The sequence below is a fragment of the Dermacoccus nishinomiyaensis genome, assembly GCF_900447535.1.
GTDB lineage: Bacteria > Actinomycetota > Actinomycetes > Actinomycetales > Dermatophilaceae > Dermacoccus > Dermacoccus nishinomiyaensis.
The window spans coordinates 1,905,931-1,924,791 of the sequence record NZ_UFXX01000001.1 but is presented as its reverse complement, the minus strand read 5'-3'; the positions used below and the strand labels follow the sequence as shown (position 1 = coordinate 1,924,791).

General features: G+C 69.2%; 20 protein-coding genes. 8 read left to right on the top strand and 12 right to left on the bottom strand.

Translation table 11 applies throughout. The features are described from left to right. Positions 1 to 39: 39 nt before the first annotated feature. Together DYE07_RS08940 and DYE07_RS08935 are read right to left on the bottom strand one after the other, a co-directional pair. A complete protein-coding gene (locus DYE07_RS08940) occupies positions 40 to 732 on the bottom strand; it encodes a Pr6Pr family membrane protein (RefSeq protein ID WP_144693864.1) in 693 nt (230 codons plus the stop codon). Positions 733 to 850: 118 nt separating this feature from the next. Continuing rightward, positions 851 to 1,303 (bottom strand): hypothetical protein, encoded by a 453-nt coding sequence (locus DYE07_RS08935; RefSeq protein WP_174897347.1) that lies wholly within the window; start codon positions 1,301 to 1,303, stop codon positions 851 to 853. A gap of 154 nt (positions 1,304 to 1,457) precedes the next feature. On the opposite strand from DYE07_RS08935, the gene DYE07_RS14930 reads away from it, so the two are divergent. Both DYE07_RS14930 and DYE07_RS08925 read left to right on the top strand, forming a co-directional pair. Further along, positions 1,458 to 2,453, top strand: coding sequence for a DUF2797 domain-containing protein (locus DYE07_RS14930; RefSeq protein ID WP_177817234.1), 996 nt, complete (start codon positions 1,458 to 1,460; stop codon positions 2,451 to 2,453). A 281-nt stretch (positions 2,454 to 2,734) separates the two neighbouring features. After that, the gene (locus DYE07_RS08925) at positions 2,735 to 3,184 is read left to right on the top strand and encodes a GNAT family N-acetyltransferase (protein ID WP_062257219.1); all 450 of its coding nucleotides are present in this window, start codon (positions 2,735 to 2,737) and stop codon (positions 3,182 to 3,184) included. A 45-nt stretch (positions 3,185 to 3,229) separates the two neighbouring features. Here DYE07_RS08925 and DYE07_RS08920 read toward each other — a convergent pair whose 3' ends face one another. After that, positions 3,230 to 3,832, bottom strand: a complete 603-nt coding sequence (locus DYE07_RS08920) for a DUF1648 domain-containing protein (protein WP_147286911.1) — start codon at positions 3,830 to 3,832, stop codon at positions 3,230 to 3,232. A 169-nt stretch (positions 3,833 to 4,001) separates the two neighbouring features. Between DYE07_RS08920 and DYE07_RS08915 the strand changes: the two genes are divergently transcribed. After that, on the top strand, positions 4,002 to 4,859 hold the full coding sequence (locus DYE07_RS08915; protein WP_237723829.1) for an FkbM family methyltransferase: 858 nt from the start codon (positions 4,002 to 4,004) through the stop codon (positions 4,857 to 4,859). 65 nt (positions 4,860 to 4,924) lie between these two features. On the opposite strand, the gene DYE07_RS08910 is transcribed toward DYE07_RS08915, so the two are convergent. Continuing rightward, positions 4,925 to 5,731: an alpha/beta fold hydrolase gene (locus DYE07_RS08910; protein ID WP_115296795.1), complete on the bottom strand. Its 807-nt coding sequence runs from the start codon at positions 5,729 to 5,731 to the stop codon at positions 4,925 to 4,927. A 134-nt stretch (positions 5,732 to 5,865) separates the two neighbouring features. Here DYE07_RS08910 and DYE07_RS08905 point away from each other — a divergent pair, with 134 nt between their 5' ends. The 3 genes from DYE07_RS08905 (at position 5,866) to DYE07_RS08895 (ending at position 9,300) form a co-directional block, all read left to right on the top strand. Beyond that, positions 5,866 to 6,549, top strand: a complete 684-nt coding sequence (locus tag DYE07_RS08905) for a cobalamin B12-binding domain-containing protein (protein WP_165584758.1) — start codon at positions 5,866 to 5,868, stop codon at positions 6,547 to 6,549. 355 nt (positions 6,550 to 6,904) lie between these two features. After that, on the top strand, positions 6,905 to 8,392 hold the full coding sequence (locus DYE07_RS08900; RefSeq protein ID WP_062257209.1) for an MFS transporter: 1,488 nt from the start codon (positions 6,905 to 6,907) through the stop codon (positions 8,390 to 8,392). 212 nt (positions 8,393 to 8,604) lie between these two features. Then, positions 8,605 to 9,300 carry an FMN-binding negative transcriptional regulator gene (locus DYE07_RS08895; RefSeq protein ID WP_115296792.1) on the top strand — a complete coding sequence of 232 codons (696 nt, stop codon included), beginning with the start codon at positions 8,605 to 8,607 and terminating at the stop codon, positions 9,298 to 9,300. A gap of 151 nt (positions 9,301 to 9,451) precedes the next feature. On the opposite strand, the gene DYE07_RS08890 is transcribed toward DYE07_RS08895, so the two are convergent. The 3 genes from DYE07_RS08890 to DYE07_RS08880 all read right to left on the bottom strand — a co-directional run bounded on the left by DYE07_RS08890 (position 9,452) and on the right by DYE07_RS08880 (position 11,776). Next, positions 9,452 to 10,843, bottom strand: coding sequence for a cryptochrome/photolyase family protein (locus tag DYE07_RS08890; protein ID WP_115297129.1), 1,392 nt, complete (start codon positions 10,841 to 10,843; stop codon positions 9,452 to 9,454). A gap of 205 nt (positions 10,844 to 11,048) precedes the next feature. Then, entirely contained in the window at positions 11,049 to 11,375 is a 327-nt protein-coding gene (locus tag DYE07_RS08885; protein WP_115296791.1) for a DUF3072 domain-containing protein, read from the bottom strand. Between the two features lie 209 nt (positions 11,376 to 11,584). Further along, a complete protein-coding gene (locus tag DYE07_RS08880; RefSeq protein WP_115296790.1) occupies positions 11,585 to 11,776 on the bottom strand; it encodes a hypothetical protein in 192 nt (63 codons plus the stop codon). Positions 11,777 to 11,964: 188 nt separating this feature from the next. Here DYE07_RS08880 and DYE07_RS08875 point away from each other — a divergent pair, with 188 nt between their 5' ends. Both DYE07_RS08875 and DYE07_RS08870 read left to right on the top strand, forming a co-directional pair. Then, positions 11,965 to 12,741: a GTPase domain-containing protein gene (locus DYE07_RS08875; RefSeq protein ID WP_038566032.1), complete on the top strand. Its 777-nt coding sequence runs from the start codon at positions 11,965 to 11,967 to the stop codon at positions 12,739 to 12,741. Positions 12,742 to 12,885: 144 nt separating this feature from the next. Next, positions 12,886 to 13,683 (top strand): hypothetical protein, encoded by a 798-nt coding sequence (locus DYE07_RS08870; RefSeq protein ID WP_006945005.1) that lies wholly within the window; start codon positions 12,886 to 12,888, stop codon positions 13,681 to 13,683. A gap of 76 nt (positions 13,684 to 13,759) precedes the next feature. On the opposite strand, the gene DYE07_RS08865 is transcribed toward DYE07_RS08870, so the two are convergent. The 5 genes from DYE07_RS08865 to DYE07_RS08850 form a co-directional block, all read right to left on the bottom strand. Then, on the bottom strand, positions 13,760 to 15,445 hold the full coding sequence (locus DYE07_RS08865; RefSeq protein ID WP_115296789.1) for an alpha/beta-hydrolase family protein: 1,686 nt from the start codon (positions 15,443 to 15,445) through the stop codon (positions 13,760 to 13,762). 206 nt (positions 15,446 to 15,651) lie between these two features. Beyond that, positions 15,652 to 15,822, bottom strand: coding sequence for a hypothetical protein (locus tag DYE07_RS14750; RefSeq protein WP_172462977.1), 171 nt, complete (start codon positions 15,820 to 15,822; stop codon positions 15,652 to 15,654). A 124-nt stretch (positions 15,823 to 15,946) separates the two neighbouring features. Then, positions 15,947 to 16,378 (bottom strand): universal stress protein, encoded by a 432-nt coding sequence (locus tag DYE07_RS08860; RefSeq protein WP_006945137.1) that lies wholly within the window; start codon positions 16,376 to 16,378, stop codon positions 15,947 to 15,949. 203 nt (positions 16,379 to 16,581) lie between these two features. After that, positions 16,582 to 18,228 carry a DHA2 family efflux MFS transporter permease subunit gene (locus DYE07_RS08855; protein ID WP_115296788.1) on the bottom strand — a complete coding sequence of 549 codons (1,647 nt, stop codon included), beginning with the start codon at positions 18,226 to 18,228 and terminating at the stop codon, positions 16,582 to 16,584. Further along, the gene (locus tag DYE07_RS08850) at positions 18,210 to 18,791 is read right to left on the bottom strand and encodes a PadR family transcriptional regulator (RefSeq protein WP_237723831.1); all 582 of its coding nucleotides are present in this window, start codon (positions 18,789 to 18,791) and stop codon (positions 18,210 to 18,212) included. Before DYE07_RS08850 ends, DYE07_RS08855 begins: the two co-directional genes overlap by 19 nt. Positions 18,792 to 18,861: the final 70 nt, after the last annotated feature.

The window sequence follows — 18,861 nt, the reverse complement described above, 5'->3', positions numbered from 1 at the left end:
CATTGAGGGCCGAAACCCTGCAGTGCGGCGTTTCGGACCTCAAGGCCGAGAGCGGATGGACGCGCGACGTGTCAGCAGATGGTCGATGCCCCAGAACGCGAGCGCCAGCACGAGGCCGAACAGCAGGATGACGACGAGCGTCACGGCCACCGAGCCGCACCCGTGCGCGTCGACGTTGACGAATGGGTACGGGTAGGCGTCGACGACGGCGCCGCGCACGAGCATGTAGACGATCCACACGCCGGGGATGGCGAAGCACGACGCGACGGTGCGCCGATCGATGCGGCCGCGCGGGCCCCAGACGAGCCACACGATGACGGTGACGAGCGGCACGGCGATGTGCTGCCACGGGTTCGTCACGAGGTCCCAACCGGTGGGGTGCGACCCCGGCGCGAGCAGCAGCGCGTAGACGATGGCCGTCACGGTGATCATGATGAGCGCGTCGAGGCGGACGACGCGCCGCCACCGCGTGTCGGCGTGGGGCGCCACCGCGACGAGGGTGCAACTGATGGCGACGATGACGTTCGACCAGACCGTGAAGTAGCTGAGCGTGTCGAACAACCGCGAGATCGCTCCTGCGAAACCGCCGGGATGCACGCCGTACTCGTGTGCAGCAGGCGTCACGTGCGCGTACTGATCGGTCGCCGACAACACGCAGACGAGGACGAACCCGATCCAGGCGAGCGCGGCGTTGAAGGCGAACGCCGCACGGGCGCCGGGTCGAAGCGTCATCGGATCAGGGTGCCACAGGTCCGCGATCGAGATGCGCGGACCCGGGGCGCCCGCCGTCAGGCCCCGGGGCTCGGCGAAGCAGGTTGCGCCCGTCGGGGATTCGACCAGCGTCAACAGCTCAGAGCTTGACCATCGGCATCGGGTTGAGACGCTTGCGCTCCTTCAGCCCCATGACGAACCCGCGCCCGAGCATGAGGTGCATGCCGTTGTCGGGAAACCGCTTCAGCATGGCGCGGTAGTCGTCACGGCTGACGTGCGGCGGAAGCGGCAGACGGTAGACGTCCGTCGCGTCGGCACGTCGCATCGCCTCGACGAGGGGGTGCGGGTTGCGCGCCGGCCGGACGCGGTGGTGCTCGTCGATCATCGCGGTGACGAGCGCGGCGTCACCCTCGTGGCCGGTTCGCGAGAGCTCCTGCGCCGCAAGGCTTTCCGAGTCGGGCAGGTAGTCCCACGTGTGCTCGAACCAGATCGCCGCGTCGTGGTAGTACGAGGCGACGGCGACCGGCTCGACCCACTCGGGGCGCATGTCGACCTGCCCCATGACGAGCGCGGCGACGCGGCCAGTGGCCACTCAGACGTGCAGCCTGCGGCCTCCAACGGACTGGGTCCATCTGGCGGGGTCCAAGTGACGCGACCCGACGGGCGGCCTGCAACGGGCGCCGCGGGGCGTACGGACAGTCCGAGCCCGAGTGCTGCCATCTACCCCGTCATGATCGGATGGAGCCATGCCTCGCCCCAGCATTCCTCGCGACACGCCGTTCCTCGCGCACTCCGTCTCCTGGACGGGTGGGGAGCCGCATCTCGTCATCTCGAGCCCCCTCGAGACCGAGCGACGAACGCTGAACCTGGTCGGTGAACGTCTCGCGTTCCACGTCGACCCGACGGGGCGATTCTGCACCGGCGTGTTCATCGCCACGGGGTCGAGCGGTGGCCGTCATGAGCCCTGCGACGACGCGCGTCTCGCCACCACGGGCCGTCAGTGCGAGCGGTGTTCGAGTCGCGACGAGTCGCGCTTCATGCACCACGCGCATCGCGGTGGCCATGTACCGGAGGCGCTCGGTCGCTACCTGGCGCAACCTCACTGGCTCTACATCGCGACGTTCGCGGACGGCGCGCACAAGGTCGGTACGGCGTCCGATGCGCGCAAGCGAGTTCGTCTCGACGAGCAAGGCGCGGTGCGGGCCACGTACGTCGCACGCACGGACGACGGGCTCGCCGTTCGAGTTCTCGAGGACGCCGTCACCGAGCACGTCGGTGTGCCCCAGGCGCGTCACAAGACGAGCAAGGCCGCCGCTCTCACCCGGGCGCTGCCCGAAACGGCGCTCGATGTCGCGCACGCCGACTGCGTCGCCGCCGTCGAGGCGCACCTGCGAACGCGCGGCCTCTGCGCGCGCTCGATGCCCCACGAGGCGTGGCAACCCCCGGCGCTGCACGCGGCTTTCTTCGACGCCGGCCGTGGCATCCACCCCGTCTACGCCCACCCCGTCACCGGCGGATCCCACTGCCTGACGCCCGTCAGCCTCGTCGGATCGGTCGCGCTGGTTCAGGTCAACGCTGCGTCCGAAGCCGAAGCCGAAGCCGAAGGCGCGGCCGGGGATGCGGCGGAAGAAGCGGCCGATTCGCTCATGCTCGTCGACCTCGACGCACTGGGCGGGCGCCGCGTCACGTTCGACGACGCCGCTCGCTCGCCGGAATCCGTCGCGCAGCACAGTCTGTTCTGACGGGGTGCCGGGGGCTGACAGATGCGCGGCCGCAGGGCTCACGTACGTCTCAGGGCGCGTCGCACACATCGCCCAGGCTCTGTTCTCCTGCCATGAGCAACATCGACGTCACCACCAGGCAGCCCCCATGCGCCAGAGGCACCTGCACGCAGGTGCATCTGAGCCGACGAGATCGTGCATCGCGATCGGACCTCATGCACCGTGGCTCACGCTTCCCCGCGCTCTCGCCGACCTTCTATCGCCGCCCTCTCTCCCACTCCGTCCCACCACCAGGAGGCCCCGTGAACACCGACTACGAACTGCTCGATTCCGCACCGGATCTCGAGACCTACCTCGAGCTGCGACGAATCAGCGGCCTCACACCCCGCACCGCCGAACAGGGCGCGCCGGCCCTGACGAACTCGTGGGCATGGGTGACGGTTCGTCATCGCGCGAGCGGCGACGTCGTCGCGATGGGCCGCGTCATCGGTGACGGCGGGTGGTACTTCATGGTCGCCGACATGGCCACCTCGCCGGAGCATCAGCGTCAGGGCCTCGGGCGGGCGATCCTCACTCGGTTGCTCGCGCGCATCGAACACGACGCGCCGCCCGGTGCCTATGTGACGCTCATGGCCGACGCGCCGGGCCGGCCGTTGTACGAGAGCCTCGGCTTCGTCGAGACTGCGCCCCGCAGCGTCGGGATGCGTCTTGAGCGTCGGCGTCCTCAGCCGTCGGACAACTCATCAACCTGACGCACCCGTCGACGCGACGCAGCCCCGCCTGTCCTCAACTGCTGGTCACACCGCCTCGTCCGACGGCTGATAGCGCCTGCCGAGCAGCATCCGCACGACGAGGCCCAGAATGCCTGCCATGAACGCGATCATGATGACCGAGAAGAACACCCCGGGCAGCTCCCCGCCTTCACGATGCGCGGCGACACCCGTCATCACGCTGATCGCGGCGAACAGCAGCGTCGTCAGAGCACCGATGAGCATGAGGTCCTCGCGAACCAGCCGTTCGAAGTGTCGCAGCCGTTGCGGCGTCTGCAGCCAGTACTCCTTGTTCGGCGCGTTGATGCCTTGCGGCCAGCGCAGGACGAGCGACGTCACGAGGCGCAGCACGGCGCCGATGGCGATCGGGCCGACGACGAACGCGACGAGCGCCCCGGCGCGGCTCGACCAGTCGTCGGGTTTCGAGCCGTCCCAGTGCGTCGGGACGCGTTCGGGCAGGGTCGAATAGACGACGAGAACAGTGACGAGCCAGACGGCCACGGCCCCACCGACGATCACGCGCACGCCCCGGCTCATCGGTTCGGTCGGCAGCTGACGCGCCTGACGGGCCGTCTCGCGCAGTTGCTCGGGGTCGGGAAAGCCGGTGTCCCAGCGGGAGGTCTGCGTCACCACCTCACGCTATGCCACGCCCGGCACCTCTGGGGGAGACGGGCGCATCGACCCCGGCGCAACCCGTCCGGTGCATGGCCGGGTCGCCCTTCCCCCTGCCCACGGACGAAGGATCCGCGCGCACCTGAAAGACTGCGACGACCCGTCATGCCGTCGCGAAGGAGCATCGATGTCCGCTCTACGGGAACTAATGCAGCCGAGCCGCCTCACCGAGGTCGTCGACATCGGCGCGAACCCCCTGGTCGACACCCCGCCCTATCTGCCGATGCTGCGCGACGGTCTGTGCCGCGTCACCGGATTCGAGCCGCAACCCGACGCCCTCGCGCGTCTCGAGCGCGCCGCCGGGCCGCACGAGCGCTACCTGCCTGCGGCCATCGGTGACGGCGAGCGTCACACCCTGCACGTGTGCGCCGAATCGGGATTCACGAGCCTGTTCGAACCGGACGCCCCGCAACTCGACCTGCTCACCGACTTCCCGCGGCTCGCCGAGGTCGTCGACCGCGTCGACGTCGACACGACCCGCCTCGACGACATCACCGAGATCGAGTTGCTCGACCACCTCAAGATCGACGTGCAGGGCGCCGAGCTGATGATCTTCCGAAACGGCCGCGAGCGCCTGCGCACGGCGACGAGCATCCAGCTCGAGGTGAACTTTCACCGTCTCTACGTCGATCAGCCGACGTTCGCCGATGTCGACGTCGAGCTGCGCGCGCAGGGATTCGTGCCACAGGCGTTCGTCGCGACGAAGACCTGGCCGCTCGCGCCGGTGCAGTGGGCTGGTCGCGACGCGCCGACCGACGAGGCGCACGCACGTCAGCTCGTCGAGGCCGACATGCTCTACGTGCGCGATCTCGCCCGCCTCGACGACGCCGAGACCGTCGACGACGAGGCACTCAAGCACCTCGCGCTCGTCATGCATCACATGTACGACCAGCACGGCGTCGCGCTGCTCGCTCTGCGCGAACTCATCCGTCGCGGAGCGCTCGACCCGTCAGCCGAGGCTGCCTACCGCAGCCACCCGGTCTGACGCGCGGAGCGACGCCACCCGGACGACGCCATCGGGCCGCCCGTCAAGCCCGCCGTCACACCCCGTCAGGCGGGCAGGTCGCGCATGCGGGTGAGCCAGTCGGCGACGAGGGCGCTGACGAGGTCGGAGCGCTCGAAGTGAACGTTGTGGCCGGCGCCGTCGAGCGTCGCGAACGTGGCGCGCGGGTAGTGCTCGAGGTGGCGCAGCGCGTCGCCGAAGCCGACGAGGTGGTCCTGGCGGCCGGTGAGGATGAGCGTCGGTTTCTCGAAGGGCGCCTCGTCCTCGGGCTGCTCGCCCAGCTCGTAGTTCTCCGTCAGCTTCTTCATCGCGTCCTTGTCAGCCAGTTCGGCTCCGGGCGCGGCGAACTCGAGGAAGTGACGGGCTGTGTCGTCGCTCTGCACCACGGCGACGGCCGTGTAGTCGTCGGCCTTGTCCCCGACCTGGGCGACGGCGTCGTCATCGCGTCGCAGCACCGTCTGCTCCGGCGTCTTACGGGCATCGGAGTCCGCGACGAATACCGCCGCGAGCAGGCCCAACCCGAGCACCTGCTCGCGACGGCGGTGCGCGACAGCGCGGGCGACCATCCCGCCGAACGAGTCACCGAGGATGGCGAACGATGCGTCACCGATCTGCTCGTCGACGAACGCAAGCACACGCTCGACGACGTCGTCGGTGCTCGCTGCGTCACCGATCGGGGTGCTGCCGAAGCCCGGCAGATCGGGATAGAGACGACGCCAGCCCGTCGTCGCGACGTCCTCGCGCGCCGCACCCGCGGTGAAGGCCGACTCCAACGGCAGCACGAGCCGGTGGTCGGCGTCGAAGCCGTGAAGCAGCACGATGGGGGTACCGGAGCCGTGTTCGACGAAGTTCATGCCACGAGCCTAGAGACCCGGGGCTCCGGCAAACAGCGAACAGCGAACAGCGAACAGCGAACAGCGAAAGACCATGCCGCACAGGACGAATGACACCTCGCCCCGGCAGGTCCGCGGGATATGTTGATCTGACGATGGATCTGCAGACGAACGACATCCTCACGGCCGAGGTGGGCCGGCGCATCTTCGACGCCGTCCTCACCCTCGACGAGGATGCGCTGCGCGCCGAGTTCGCTCGTGCTCGCGACGAACACGGCGTCGATGCCCTCGTCGCCGACGTCCTTGTGCCCGCGCTGCACCACGTCGGCGTCATGTGGTCGGCCGGCAAACTCAGCGTCATGCACGAGCACCACGCGTCGAACATCGTCCGCTCCGTCGTCTCGGAGTTCAGAGGCGAGGCGGTTCGCACCGAGTCAGAGCGCGACGCGCGCCCCCGCGTCGTCCTGACGTGCCCGCCCGGCGAACTGCACGACCTGCCCAACCACCTGTTCTCGTCGATGCTCGTCGAACGTGGCTGGGCGCCGCTCGTGCTCGGCGCCAACACCCCGTGGGCCGCGACGAGTGCCGCCGTGCGCGCCACCAGCGCGCGGGCGTGCGTCATCTCGGGGATGAAGGCGACGTCGTTCGCGGCCCGCCGTTCGGAGCTGACGGTCATGGCGCGTTCGACACCCGTCTACGTCGCCGGCCCCGGCGCGACCCTCGCGGGCGCGCCCGGCGTCGTCGCCCTCGGGGACGACTGGCGCGAGGCCGCCGACATCGTGACGGGCCGACTCGCTGCGCCTCTCGTCGACCCGGCGCGGGTACCTCGCTCGGCCTGAACGCACCCGATGGCGTGTGAGGGTCGACACATCATCGTCCCGGCTGATCCGCCGGCCAGCGGCGGCGCAGCGCCCCTCGGGCCCTCAGCTTCTTGAGGGGTTGCGCCGAAGCGGCTCCCAGCCTCGCCATCCCCTCAACGCCCTACGCGCACAGGCCGTTACGTCGTCTCACGACGTGGTCACCTGGCGTCCAAACCCCACCTTCGCAACCCGCGACGGCGGCGAATCGACAGTCGATCTTTTGTCAATCTGCTTGATTTGCAGCCAGATTGCTGTTTGGTGCCGGGTCGAGAACTCCCATAGCCTCGCGAAGAAACGTCAGACAACCGACCCACGTGTGAAAGGGGCAAACCACATGTTCGGACCGGACAGTGTTCGTCGACGATGGTCTGTCGACGAGGTGACGGTGACGCACCCCGACGTCATCAAGCGCGCCATCGGCGCCGCCGCGATCGGCAACATCACCGAGTGGTACGACTTCGGTGTCTACAGCTACATGGCGCTCACGATCGGTGACGTCATCATGCCGCTCGAGGGCTCCGCCGCGACGCTCATGACGTACGCGCTCATGGCCGTCGCCTTCCTCTTCCGCCCGCTCGGCGGCATCATCCTCGGCCCGCTGTCCGACCGCATCGGTCGCAACAAGGTCCTCGCGATGACGATGATCATGATGGCCAGCGCGACCGTCGCCATCGGCCTCATCCCGGACTACGCGCACGCCGGCGTCTGGGCCTGCGTCCTGCTGTTCCTGTGCCGCGTCCTGCAGGGCTTCTCGACCGGTGGTGAATACGGCAACGCGATGACGTTCATCGCCGAGTACGCGCCCGACAAGAAGCGCGGCTTCCTCGGCAGCCTCCTCGAGGTCGGCACGTTCACCGGTTACCTGCTCGGTGCCGGCATGTCGGCGCTCGTCATGGCGCTGTGCACGACCGATCAGCTGCACTCGTGGGGTTGGCGCCTGCCGTTCTTCCTCGCGTTGCCGCTCGGCTTCATCGGCGTCTATCTGCGTTCGAAGCTCGGCGACACCCCGGCGTTCGAGGCCCTCGAGGCCGAGTCGGAGCAGCGCGAGAAGGACAACAAGGTCTCGCTCAAGGACACGTTCAAGATGTGGCCCGCCATGCTCGTCTGCGGCGGCCTCGTCATCGCGTGGAACGTCACGAACTACATGCTGACGGCGTACATGCCGAGCTTCCTGTCGACGGTCACCGACCACAAGGGCGGCCAGGGCATCAGCGACAACATGAACAACGTCTCGCAGATCATCGTCATGGCGGTCTGCCTCGCGATCATCCCGCTCATCGGTCTGGCCTCCGACCGCATCGGGCGCAAGACGATCGTGCGCATCGGCTCCGTCATGCTGATCGTGCTGGCGTTCCCGTCGCTGATGCTCATCACGCGCAACACCGAGGGCTCCGTCATCGCGGGTCTCATCATCATGGGTCTGTCGCTCATCTGCTTCAGCGCCACGATGCCGTCGACGCTGCCGTCGCTGTTCCCGACGGCCGTGCGCGCCGGTGCGCTGTCGATCGCGTTCAACATCTTCATCTCCGCGTTCTGCGGCACGACGGCTCTCTACACGGGCGCTCTCGTCGACGCGACCGGCAACCTCATGTGGCCCGCGTACATCCTCATCATCGCGGGCGTCATCGGCCTCGTCTCGGTGCACTTCCTGCCCGAGTCGAACGGCCGACCGCTGTGGGGTTCGGCCCCGTCGGTCGAGCACGACCACGAGGCGCAGGGCGTCGTCAAGGATCTGCACGCCGAGGCCGACCAGCTCAAGGCCGCCGGCGTCCGTGAGGACGCTCCGTACGAGGAGGCCGACGAGGTGCTCACCAAGAGCTGAGCTACGCACCTCGTCGCATGCCGAGCGGGCCGCCCCTCCCACGTGGAGGGGCGGCCCGCTTCGTATGTGCGGGGCTGGACTGACGGGCTGAACGACAGGTACCCGCCGCGCGTCGCTCGCGTCCGTCGATCGTCTTGAACGCGTGTCGCGAATGCCCGGCTCGCCGAGGACGCTGCGGGCGCCCGCCGGAGCGGTGCGTCAGACTGAATGGCATGCCCTATAACCCGCCGCACGACGTCGTCACGGACGTCGAGACGATCGCCGCGTTCGTTGCGAAACATCCGCTCGCGACGCTCATCACGCACGACGGCGTCACGCCGCAGGCGGACATGGTGCCGTTGCTGCTCGTCGACGATGACGGCGCACCGACGGGCAAGGCGCTCATCGGGCACGTGGCGCGTGCGAACCCGTTGTGGGAGAACGGCCGTCACGAGGGGCTGACGCTCGCGACGTTCGGGCCGCTCGAGCACTACGTCTCGCCGAGCTGGTATCCGAGCAAGGCCGAGCATCACCGCGTCGTCCCGACGTGGAACTACCTCGTCGCTCATGCCTGGGGAGAGTTGGAGGTGCACGACGACCCGAGGTGGGTGCGCGGCGTCGTCGCGAAGCTCACGGGTGCGATGGAGGGCGGGCGCGACGAGCCGTGGCGCATGGGGCAGGCACCGCGCGACTATCTGGACGACATGCTGACGAAGATCGTCGGCATCCGCATTTCCGTGCAGCGCATGGAGGCCCGGTTCAAGGTGTCGTCGCATCGCAGCGACGCCGACCGTCTCGGCGCGCGTGACGGCATCGCCACCGAGCTCGACGGACGCGGCGCGGCAGAACTCGCCGACGCGATGGGTGAGAGCTCGTCGTCGCAGACGAGCAGCATGCCCGTCGTGACCGACGCAAGGATGACGAGCTGACGCCGCTGCCACGCGCGCCACGCCGTCACCGCCATGAAGGCGAGCAGCATGACGTCGAATCCGACCCAACCCCTGCGTGCAAGTGCACCCGGGTGCATCTGCACGCAGGTGCATCTGCACGCAAGCGGTCAGGGTTAGCTGAGGTGAGACGTCACTTCGTCTGCTCGTATGCCGCGAGTGCGGCCTTGCGCGTCTCGGCGAGGTCGACGATGGGTTCGCGGCCGTCGTCAGCGCCCCAGCGGCGGACGTAGCGCTCGTCGGGGTCGAACTTCTTGCGCTGCGTCTCCGGGTTGAAGACGCGGAAGTACGGTGCGGCGTCTGCGCCGCACCCGGCGACCCACTGCCAGTTGAACGGGTTGCTCGCGGCGTCGGCGTCGACGAGCGTGTCCCAGAACCACTCCTCACCGATGCGCCAGTCGATGAGCAGGTTCTTCGTCAGGAACGACGCGACGACCATGCGCACGCGATTGTGCATCGTGCCCGTCTCCCACAGCTCGCGCATGCCCGCGTCGACGAGCGGGACGCCCGTCTCGCCCTTCTCCCATGCGAGCAGCGCGTCCTCGTCGAGCGGCGGCCACGGGAACGCGTCGAACTTCCGATTGAGGTTCACCTCGTGAAGGTCAGGGTTCTCGTAGAGCGTGTGCCACGCGAACTCGCGCCAACCGACCTCCGACAGGAACGTCTCGACGTCCTTGCCACTGCGCCGCGCCGCATGCCAGATCGTCTGCGGGCTGATCTCCCCGAAGCGCAGATGCGGCGAGAGGCGCGACGTCGCCGGCTTCGACGGCTCGTCACGTTCGGTGGCGTAGTGGACGACGGCGTCGTCGAGGAAGTCGGCGAATAGCTCGTGCGCGGCGTCCTCGCCCGGCGTCCAGGCCTTGGCGATGCCGGTCGACCAGTCGGGTTTCGTCGGCAGCAACGCCCAGGTGTCGAGGTCGTCACTCGCCTGGCCGGCCTGCTCGACGAGTGCGGACGGCGGGGTGAGCGCTGACGGCGCGTCGAGCGGCTCACGCGGCTCGGGCTCGCTCAGGCACGCCTTCCAGAACGGCGTGAACACGCGGTACGGGGTGCCCCCACCCGTTGTGATGGTCCACGGCTCGAACAGCAGGTTCGCCGCATAAGAGTGCACCTCGACGTCTCGCTCGGCGAGCGCCTCCTTGATCACGGCGTCGACGGCGCGCTCCGGCCCGCCGTACCGGCGATTCCAGCCGACGAAGTCGACGTCGAACGTCTCGACCACATCGAGGACGACGTCATGCGCGGCGCCGCGTCGCAGGACGAGCGGGATGCCGAGCGCCTCGAGCTTCGCGCGCAAGGCGACGAGCGAGTGATGCAGCCACCACTTCACCGCACCGCCGAGCGGGCGGAGGCCGTCCGATTCCTCGTCGAGGACGAAGAGCGCGACGACGCCCGCGGGCTCGGACGACGCGCCGTCATCCGACTCCTGCGAGCCCTGGGAGGTGACGGCGTGATCGACCGCCGCACGCAGCGCCGGATGGTCGAACGTACGCAGGTCGTCACGGAACCAGACGAGAGAAGTCATGGAAGCCATTGTGGGGTCTGCCGATTCGCGCTGGGCATCATCGACACGTCATTCGGTGCGCGCTCGAGCCCCGGTGGGGGCATGACCCGTGGTCACCGCGCAGTGCGCCGCCCGCTCGTCGCAGCACACCTCCGCCCGACCTGGCGCCATATGTTCCACGTGAAACATGTCGCGCCAGGCCGACCGGTGGCGTCTGGCAGTTGCCTCAGTTGCCCTGCGTGCCCTGCTGGTTGACGCGGTTGTTCGAACCCTGGAGGCGGTCGATGTGCTTGCTCGCCTCGGCCTTCGTCAGCGTGGCGGGCAGCGTCTCGCCCGCCTCCTTGGCGAGCGTGTCGAGGTACGACTTCTGCGCCTCGGTCATCGGCTCGTCGCCGGTGGCCCACTCGTCGGGGTCCCGCTGCGGGGAGGCATCGTTCGGGCCACCCTGCGTCGGCTCCGTCGCGCCGAGCATGTCCTGGCCCTGCTGAGCCTGACCGTTCGGGGCACCCGGAGCGGGCGCCCCGAGGGTTTCGTCGGGCTGATTCGTATTCATGTCAGTCATGCTCGTGAGGCTAGACCGAGGCACCGACAACCGCTACACCCTCGGGCGTGATTTCGCCGGCGCGACGGAGGCGCAGGACACATTCGGCGCACTGTCAGACGCGTCACGCCGTCGCCGGATCGCCGTCGAGACCTCCAGGGACAGAGCGGGCCGTGACCTCGGGGTCAGGGCCGGCCAGCACCTGGTCGGAGGCACTCAGCTCACTGGTTGGGCGTGCGGGGGCTGGTGCCGCCGGTCGTCTTGTCGGGCACAGCGTCGGCGCCGTTGACGACGTTCGCCTCATTGTCGGTGCCGAAACCGCTGCCGCCTTCGGAGACCTCCCCGGCGCCGCCGGGCTTCTGGCCGTCCGCGTCGTCGTTCTTGGCTGCTTCGTGGATGTCTTCGCGAGTCATGTCTTCACTCTAGGACGCGCAGGCCGCTGGTTCACCACCCACGCGGATGGTCGGGCGCGACGAGCGCGCAGCACCGCGAAGGCGTCGAAGAAACCCTCGGAGAGGCGTTTCGACGCCGTTTCGGGTTGACTAGAGGGCAAAGTGCTCGGCGCCCCGGCGTCGAACGAGCCTCTGCCGAAAGGTGAACCGTGACCTCGAAGAACACCGGTGCCCGCCACAACGCCGGCCTCGCCGCTGCCGGCGCCAGCCTGGCCGGAACGGCCCTCACCGCCCTCACCGCGGCACCCGAGAAGATCTCCTCCCTCGTGCATCGCCGCTACCCGACGGTCGCCGTCACGGGCATGACGGGCGTCGGCAAGACGCGCCTCGTCGACCGTCTCGCGCGCCGCACGAGCCCCGACGCCGTCACCGAGGCCGGCTCGGCGACGATGGAGCGTCGGACGTCGAAGTCGCCGCGGCTCAAGGGTTTCCGCTTCCGCGTCGTGCCCGGCGACAACGCCGCGACGCGCCTCGCAGCCCTCGACGAGGTGTTCTACGAGGAGCCGGTCGACGGCATCGTCCACGTCGTCTCCTACGGCCACGCGACGCCGCGACGCGCCGGCGGCACGAGTGGCGCGGCGCCGTCACGCACGCGCGACGAGCAGCTCGCCGCGGAGCTGGAGGACTGGACGATCACCGCGCACCGCATCGCCGCGATGGCGGTGCGCCGAGCCAAGCCGATGTGGGTCGTCATCGCCGTGACGAAGGCCGACCTCTACCCGAACGACATCGACGCGGCCGTCGACTACTACTCACCCGGCAGCGGTTCGCCGTTCGCCGCGAAGCTCGACGAACTGCGCTCCCTCGCCGGTGGAGCGACGATCTCGATCGACGTCCTGCCCGTCAGCGCCGAGAACTCCAAGGAGCTCGACGCCCTTGTCGGCAAGCTCGAATCCCGCATGGCGGCGCTCAGCGGCCACCTGTGACGTGAGCGAATCGGGCTGCCGGGCACGGGTTTCAGCCGGGTCGTCTCGGTCGGCATGGCGCCTTCGCCACGGCCGCCATCTCTGCCACAGTGGAGGTGCGGCACGGCGTGACGTGTCGGTACCGTTCGACGACAAGGGGAACTCATGCGCACCGTCCCAGCTCTCACCGCCGCGGGCCTGCTGACGCTCGCGCTCGCCGCGTGCGGAAATGGCCAGGACGGCGCGTCGCAGAACGCCACGGTGGCGCAGCCGTCCGCGTCGTCGACGACGCAGCAGGCCGCACCGAGCCAGACGCCCTCCGAGCGCAGCTCTTCCGCGTCGTCGTCGACGTCCCCGAGCACGCCCTCCAGCACGGCCGCGAGCGCCTCGTCCACGTCGCCGAGCACGAGCGACGGTGCGTCGGCGAGCGACCCCGCAGCGCCGCAGGCGAGCGCAACAGGCTCGGGCGCGGCGCCGTCCGGCAGTCAGGACTCGGCAGGGCCGACCGCCTCGGCGAGCAGCGCGCCGTCGACGAGCGGCACCGCGACGGCATACGCCTACGCCGCGACAGGATGGTCGCAGTTCACGACGCCCACGGGCCGCAACTGGTGCGACATGACGAAGGGCGTCGTCGGCTGCCACCTCACCCCCGAGGTGTCGGCGAAGCACGGCGGCGCGAACTACGTCATGCTGACGCCGAAGGGCGTCGGTTTCCTCACCGGTGACCCCGGTTTCGACACCGACGGCGAGGCTGCGCGCTGGACGTCGAGCGTGCCGAACGCACCGGTGACGACGAAGGACGGCACGGCCGTGCTCGACTACGGCAGCAGCTTCACCTCCGCAGGAACGACGTGCACGAGCAACGTCAGCGGCATGACGTGCACGAACGCGGTCGCGAGCTTCACCGTCAGCACCGGTGGGGTGACGATGACGGGCAAGCTCGATCCGACGCGTCAGAACTGACGGCCCGCCAGATCATTGCCCGCAAACGCGTCGAGGATGACGATTTCCGGGCGATGATCGCTGACGGCGAGCGCGCTCAGCGGCGCCCCACGGCGTCGATGATGGCATCCTCGCGCGAGCCGGGGTCGACGTCGAGCACCTTCGCCCAGGCCGGCACCATCTCGGCGCCGAAGTAGCGGTGACCGTAACCGCCGGGCACCTCGTTGGAGACGAGCATGTCGGCGCTGACCTGCCAGAAGGTGACGAACGGAGCCCAGCTCATCTGCGCCATCGGCGTGTTGTCGCGCGTCTCACGCAGCCACTCGGGTGAGTTGAACATCAGGCGCGGCGACCACCACACGACGGGGTCGGACGGGTGCTGCAGGTAGACGACGCGCGGTTTCTGCCACGCGCCCAGAGGGCGGTCGTACTCGTCGGCGCCCAGCTGCGACGGCTCACCGGCGAAACGGATGTGGCGTCCGCCGTTGATGACGGGGTCGATCGTCGTCGAACCGGGCGCGCGCTCACGCGTCAGGCGTTGCCGGTTCGGCGAGAACGCGGGCGTACCGCTGAGGACGCCGCCGTCGGTGCGCTCCAACATCTGCCGCGACGAGTCGAACGAGTCGTCCGCGCCGTAGGCGCCGAGCGATTCGCCGGTGAAGTACACCTTCGGGCGCTGGGCCGCGGGCATCGCGTCGACGCGGCGCCGCACCTTCTCGAGGAGGATCTGCGACGCCTTGCCGGGGTCGCGTGGCGCGGTGAGCAGGCCGAACGCCGACGGCAGGTTCGAGTACGCCATTCCGACCGCAGCGGTGTCGCCGCCGAGCAGGTACTCGAAGGACGCGGCGCCCCACAGGTTGACGTAGCCGGTGCTCGTCGGCGTGATGACGAGCATCGCCTTGCGCTTCCAGGCGTCGGTGCGGTCGAGCTCGGCTACCGCGAGGTCGGCGCTCTTGTCCAACGACTCATTCGCGCCGACGAACACCCGCACCGGCTCCTTGGCTGGCGTCTTCGTCACGTCGGCGATCTGCTTCGCGTCCGGCCCCGCGGCGACGAATTTCGCGCCGTCCCGGCCGAGGCTGTTCCACGTCAGTGGCGAGCCGGGGCCACCACTGCGCAACGACGACGTCGGTGCGTGCTCACCGCGCGGCATCTGCTGGTTGACGCGGTCGGCGTTGCCCCCGACGACGGCGAGGACGGCGGGTTCGACGACGACGTCGATCGCCACGACGACCGTCGCGACCGTGATGACCGATGCGACGAGACGGGCCGCTGCCTCCCGCACGATGCGTGAGGAGACCTTCGTGAGGAAGAAGCGGGTGAGCCCGGCGAGGCCGCGCCAGACGAGGATGAACAAGACGAACACGACGACCGCGACGAGCGTCGAACCGGTCGGATACCACCACCCCGGCCCGTCGACGTCGACCTGGCGGCTGACCTCCCGCTGCCAGTCGATCGTCGACTGCGGGAAGCTGATGACGATCAGGGCCGCGAACGCGATGCCGATGCGGCCGAGCAGCACGCGTCGACGCGGGTTCATCGTGACATGCAGGCCCAACCAGCGCGCCGTCGCGTGGGCGAGACGCCCCAGCGCGAGGCCGAGAACGTACCCGCACACCCCGCTCAGCGCCGCGACGAGACCCTGCATCCACCAGGGGCGCGGCAGCAGTGACGGCGTGTTCGCGATGATGTAGAACAGCGCGGCGAACACGAGACCCGTGTGCGAGAAGCGTGCGAGGAGCAACCTGACGCGCGGCAGCGCGGGGGCTGCGGTGGACGGCATGAGGCTCCTCGGATCGGGGTCTGCCCCATGGTCTCAGAGCGGGCACGACGCATGCGCCCCGGTCGCGTCGTCACCGTGCCGGGCTCGCGGCCACGCAGGTTCGACGCGCCGGGGCGCGTGCGTCGTGTTCAGGTGGGGCGTGCGCGTGCGTCGTGTCGTGCCTGCCGACGCTCGCGGCAAACCACCGCGCTCAGCGGCGGCCGCCGTCAGCTCTCGTCGGCGTCGGCGTGCTGGCCTTCGTCGGTGCTGCCCTGGTCGCTGCGACCGCCGCTCGCGACATCATTGTTCTCGCCGCCGTTGCCGCCGGTCTGGGCGCCGGGGCCGCCGTCCTGCTGGTCGACCTCAGGGGTGTAGTTCTCGCTGCTCGTGTCACTCATGGCACGAACCTACTCCCGTGACGGCGCCGCGCGCCACCGTCCGCCGGGGTGCAGCCCGCCGATGGGACGACGCATCCGCGACGCGTCAGGTCGCCGGCCCGGTCACGCGCCGGGCCGCGCCGCGTCAGTGGCGCGTGACGAGGACGGGGCAGTCGGCGTGCGTGACGCAGTAGCCGCTGACGGAGCCGAGAAGCATGCCCGTCAGCTCGCCGTGGCCGCGGCTGCCGAGCACGAGCAGCGCCGCCTCCTTGGAGCGCTTGACGAGCACATTGCGCGTGTCGCCCTCGATGACGTGCGGTCGCACCTCGATGCTCGGGTGGTCGGCCTGCACCTTCGCGACGATCTCGTCGAGCATCTGCGTGCTCTCCTGCGCCGGGTCGAAGTTGGCTTCGAACGCCACGGCGTAGCCGTAGTTGGTGGGCCACTGCCACGTCGCGAGGGCCTCGAGCGGCTGCTTCGTCAGCTCGGCGTGCTGCGCGGCCCATTCGAGGGCGCTCAGCGACGACGGCGATCCGTCGACTCCGACGACGATGGGCTTGGTCGTGTTGTCAGCCATCCGAGGCACCTCTCGTGAATGTTGCGATGAGCCCGACGCCGGGTCTCACCTTCACGCTAGGGCCGCGACGCGCCCCGGGGCCAGGGACCTTTGGCACGGATCGAGCGACCACCCCATCGAACCCGGACGAACATTGCCCGCGAACGCGTCATCATTGACGCGTTCGCGGGCAATGTTCGTCCGGAGCCCTCGGCTTCGGGCGCTCAGTGAGCGTCGGCCGCGTGGCGGCCCGTCCTGCGGTGCGGGTTGGTGAACATCACCGCGGCGATGATGCCGACGATGAGCACCGCGGCCGGCAGGTACAGCGTCTCGCCCATGGCGCGGGCGAACTGCTCGGCGACCTGCGTCGGCATGTGACCGCCGCCCGCCTGATGCGCGCCACCCGCAGCCTGCTCACCGAGGTGGTGGCGAAGGCGCGAATCCATGAGGGAGGCGACGGCGGCGGAACCGATGACGGCGCCGATCTGACGTGTCGTGTTGTAGATGCCCGAACCTGCGCCGGCGAAGCGCGGTTCGAGGGTGCGCGTCGCCGTCACCGAGAGCGGCGCCCACATGAACCCGTTGGCCACACCGAGCAGGCAGGCGATGGCGAGCAGCCACCAGATCGACGTGTCGGCGCCGAGCATCCGGCCGTACCAGAACAGGGCGACGGAGAAGCAGACGAGCCCGAAGCCCGCGAGGATCGCGGGGTGCTTGCGGTCGACGAGACCACCGACGACAGGGGCGAGCAGACCGGAGATGACGGCCATGGGCGCGAGCAGCAGCGCGGCCTTCGTCGGCGAGTAACCGAGCACGGCCTGCGCGTAGATCATGATCGGGAACGACATGGCCGTGATCGCGAACCCGACGGACGTGATAGCGATGTTGGCGAGGGAGAAGTTGCGGTTCGCGAACAGATGCAGCGGCACGAGCTGCTCACCCCTGTATCGCCGCTCCCACAGGATGAACAGGACGAAGAAGACGAGGCCGAGGATGATGAGCAGCGGCACAGAGATGATGCCCGTGATCGTGCCCCAGTCGTACTGCGCGCCTTCTTGGATGCCGAACACGACGCAGAAGAGCGCGACGGCCGACAGCGCGACCCCGACGAGGTCGAACTTGTGCGCGTGACTCGGCAGCGACGGCACGAGCTTCCACGCCATCGCGAGACCGATGAGGCCGACGGGCACGTTGACGAAGAAGATCCACTCCCACCCGGCGTGGTCGACGAGGACACCACCGAGGATCGGGCCGACGAGCGTCGCGACACCCGCCGTCGAACCCCACACGCCCATGGCCTTGCCGCGGCCGTCCGCGGGGAAGATGCGCGTGATGATCGCCATCGTCTGCGGCGTCATGATCGCCGCACCGAGACCCTGGACGACGCGCGCCGCGATGAGGACGCCGACGTTCGGGGCGAAGCCGCACGCGGCCGACGACAACGTGAACACGGCCAGACCGATGAGGTAGAGGTTCTTCGGGCCGAAACGGTCACCGAGGCGTCCGGTGATGAGCAGCGGCACGGCGTAGGCGAGCAGGTACCCGCTCGTCACCCACAGGACGTTGTTGAGGCTCGTGTCGAGCTTGTCGACCATCGTCTCGGTCGCCACGGAGACGATCGTCGAGTCGACGAGGATCATGAAGAACCCGATGAGCAGGGCGCTCAGCGCAGCCCACGGGTTGATGTCGGGCGCGGCGCCCGGCGTCTTCGCGCCCGCATCTGCCGCAGTTCGGCGCCCCGATGCGGACTGCTGCGGCGGGGCGCCCGTGGCGACGGACGCGCCCGCGTCAGAGTGGGCGGCGCCTGCGGCGGGAGCCGCAGGCGCGCCCGACGCCGCGGACGCGTCGTCGGTCAGTGGCTGGTCGGCCATGTGAGTTCCTTCGATTCGATGTCGTGGACGACGGAGGCGATGTAGTCGCGCTCGGTCGTCAAAGTGGCGAGGCGGTGTTCGTGGGCGAGCATCCAGATGCGTTCCGCGCTCTGGTTGCGCCCCTGCTCGAGGCTGTCGCGCATCTGGGCGATGTGCTCGTCGAGGGCGGTGACGCGCTCGGTGAGCAGGCGCGCCGCGCGTTCCGGGCCGAGGGCCTCGAGCTCGCCGAGGGCGAGGGAGAACGAGAAGTAGGGGTTCTCGACGACGGTGATGGCGGAGCTGATCCACGCGACGAGGAGCTCGCGCCCCGCGTCCGTGAGGCGGTACGTCGTGCGGGGCGGGCGGTTGCCGTCCTGCTCGGTGCCCACGACCTCCGCGAGGCCGCGCGCCACGAGCCCGTCGACCTTGTGGTAGAGCGACGCGGGCCGCAGCTTCACCCACTGATCCTCCCGGCGCGCGCGGAGGGTCTGGATCATCTCGTACGGATGCATGTCGCGCTCCGCGAGAAGACTGAGGACGGCGACCGCCAGCGGCGCCACGTCCAGGGGGTCTGTTGTGGTCACGCGATGACTATTCCACATGGACTATTCAAAAACGAAACCCTCGTTCCCGTGACCTTGCTCACCCGCCCCG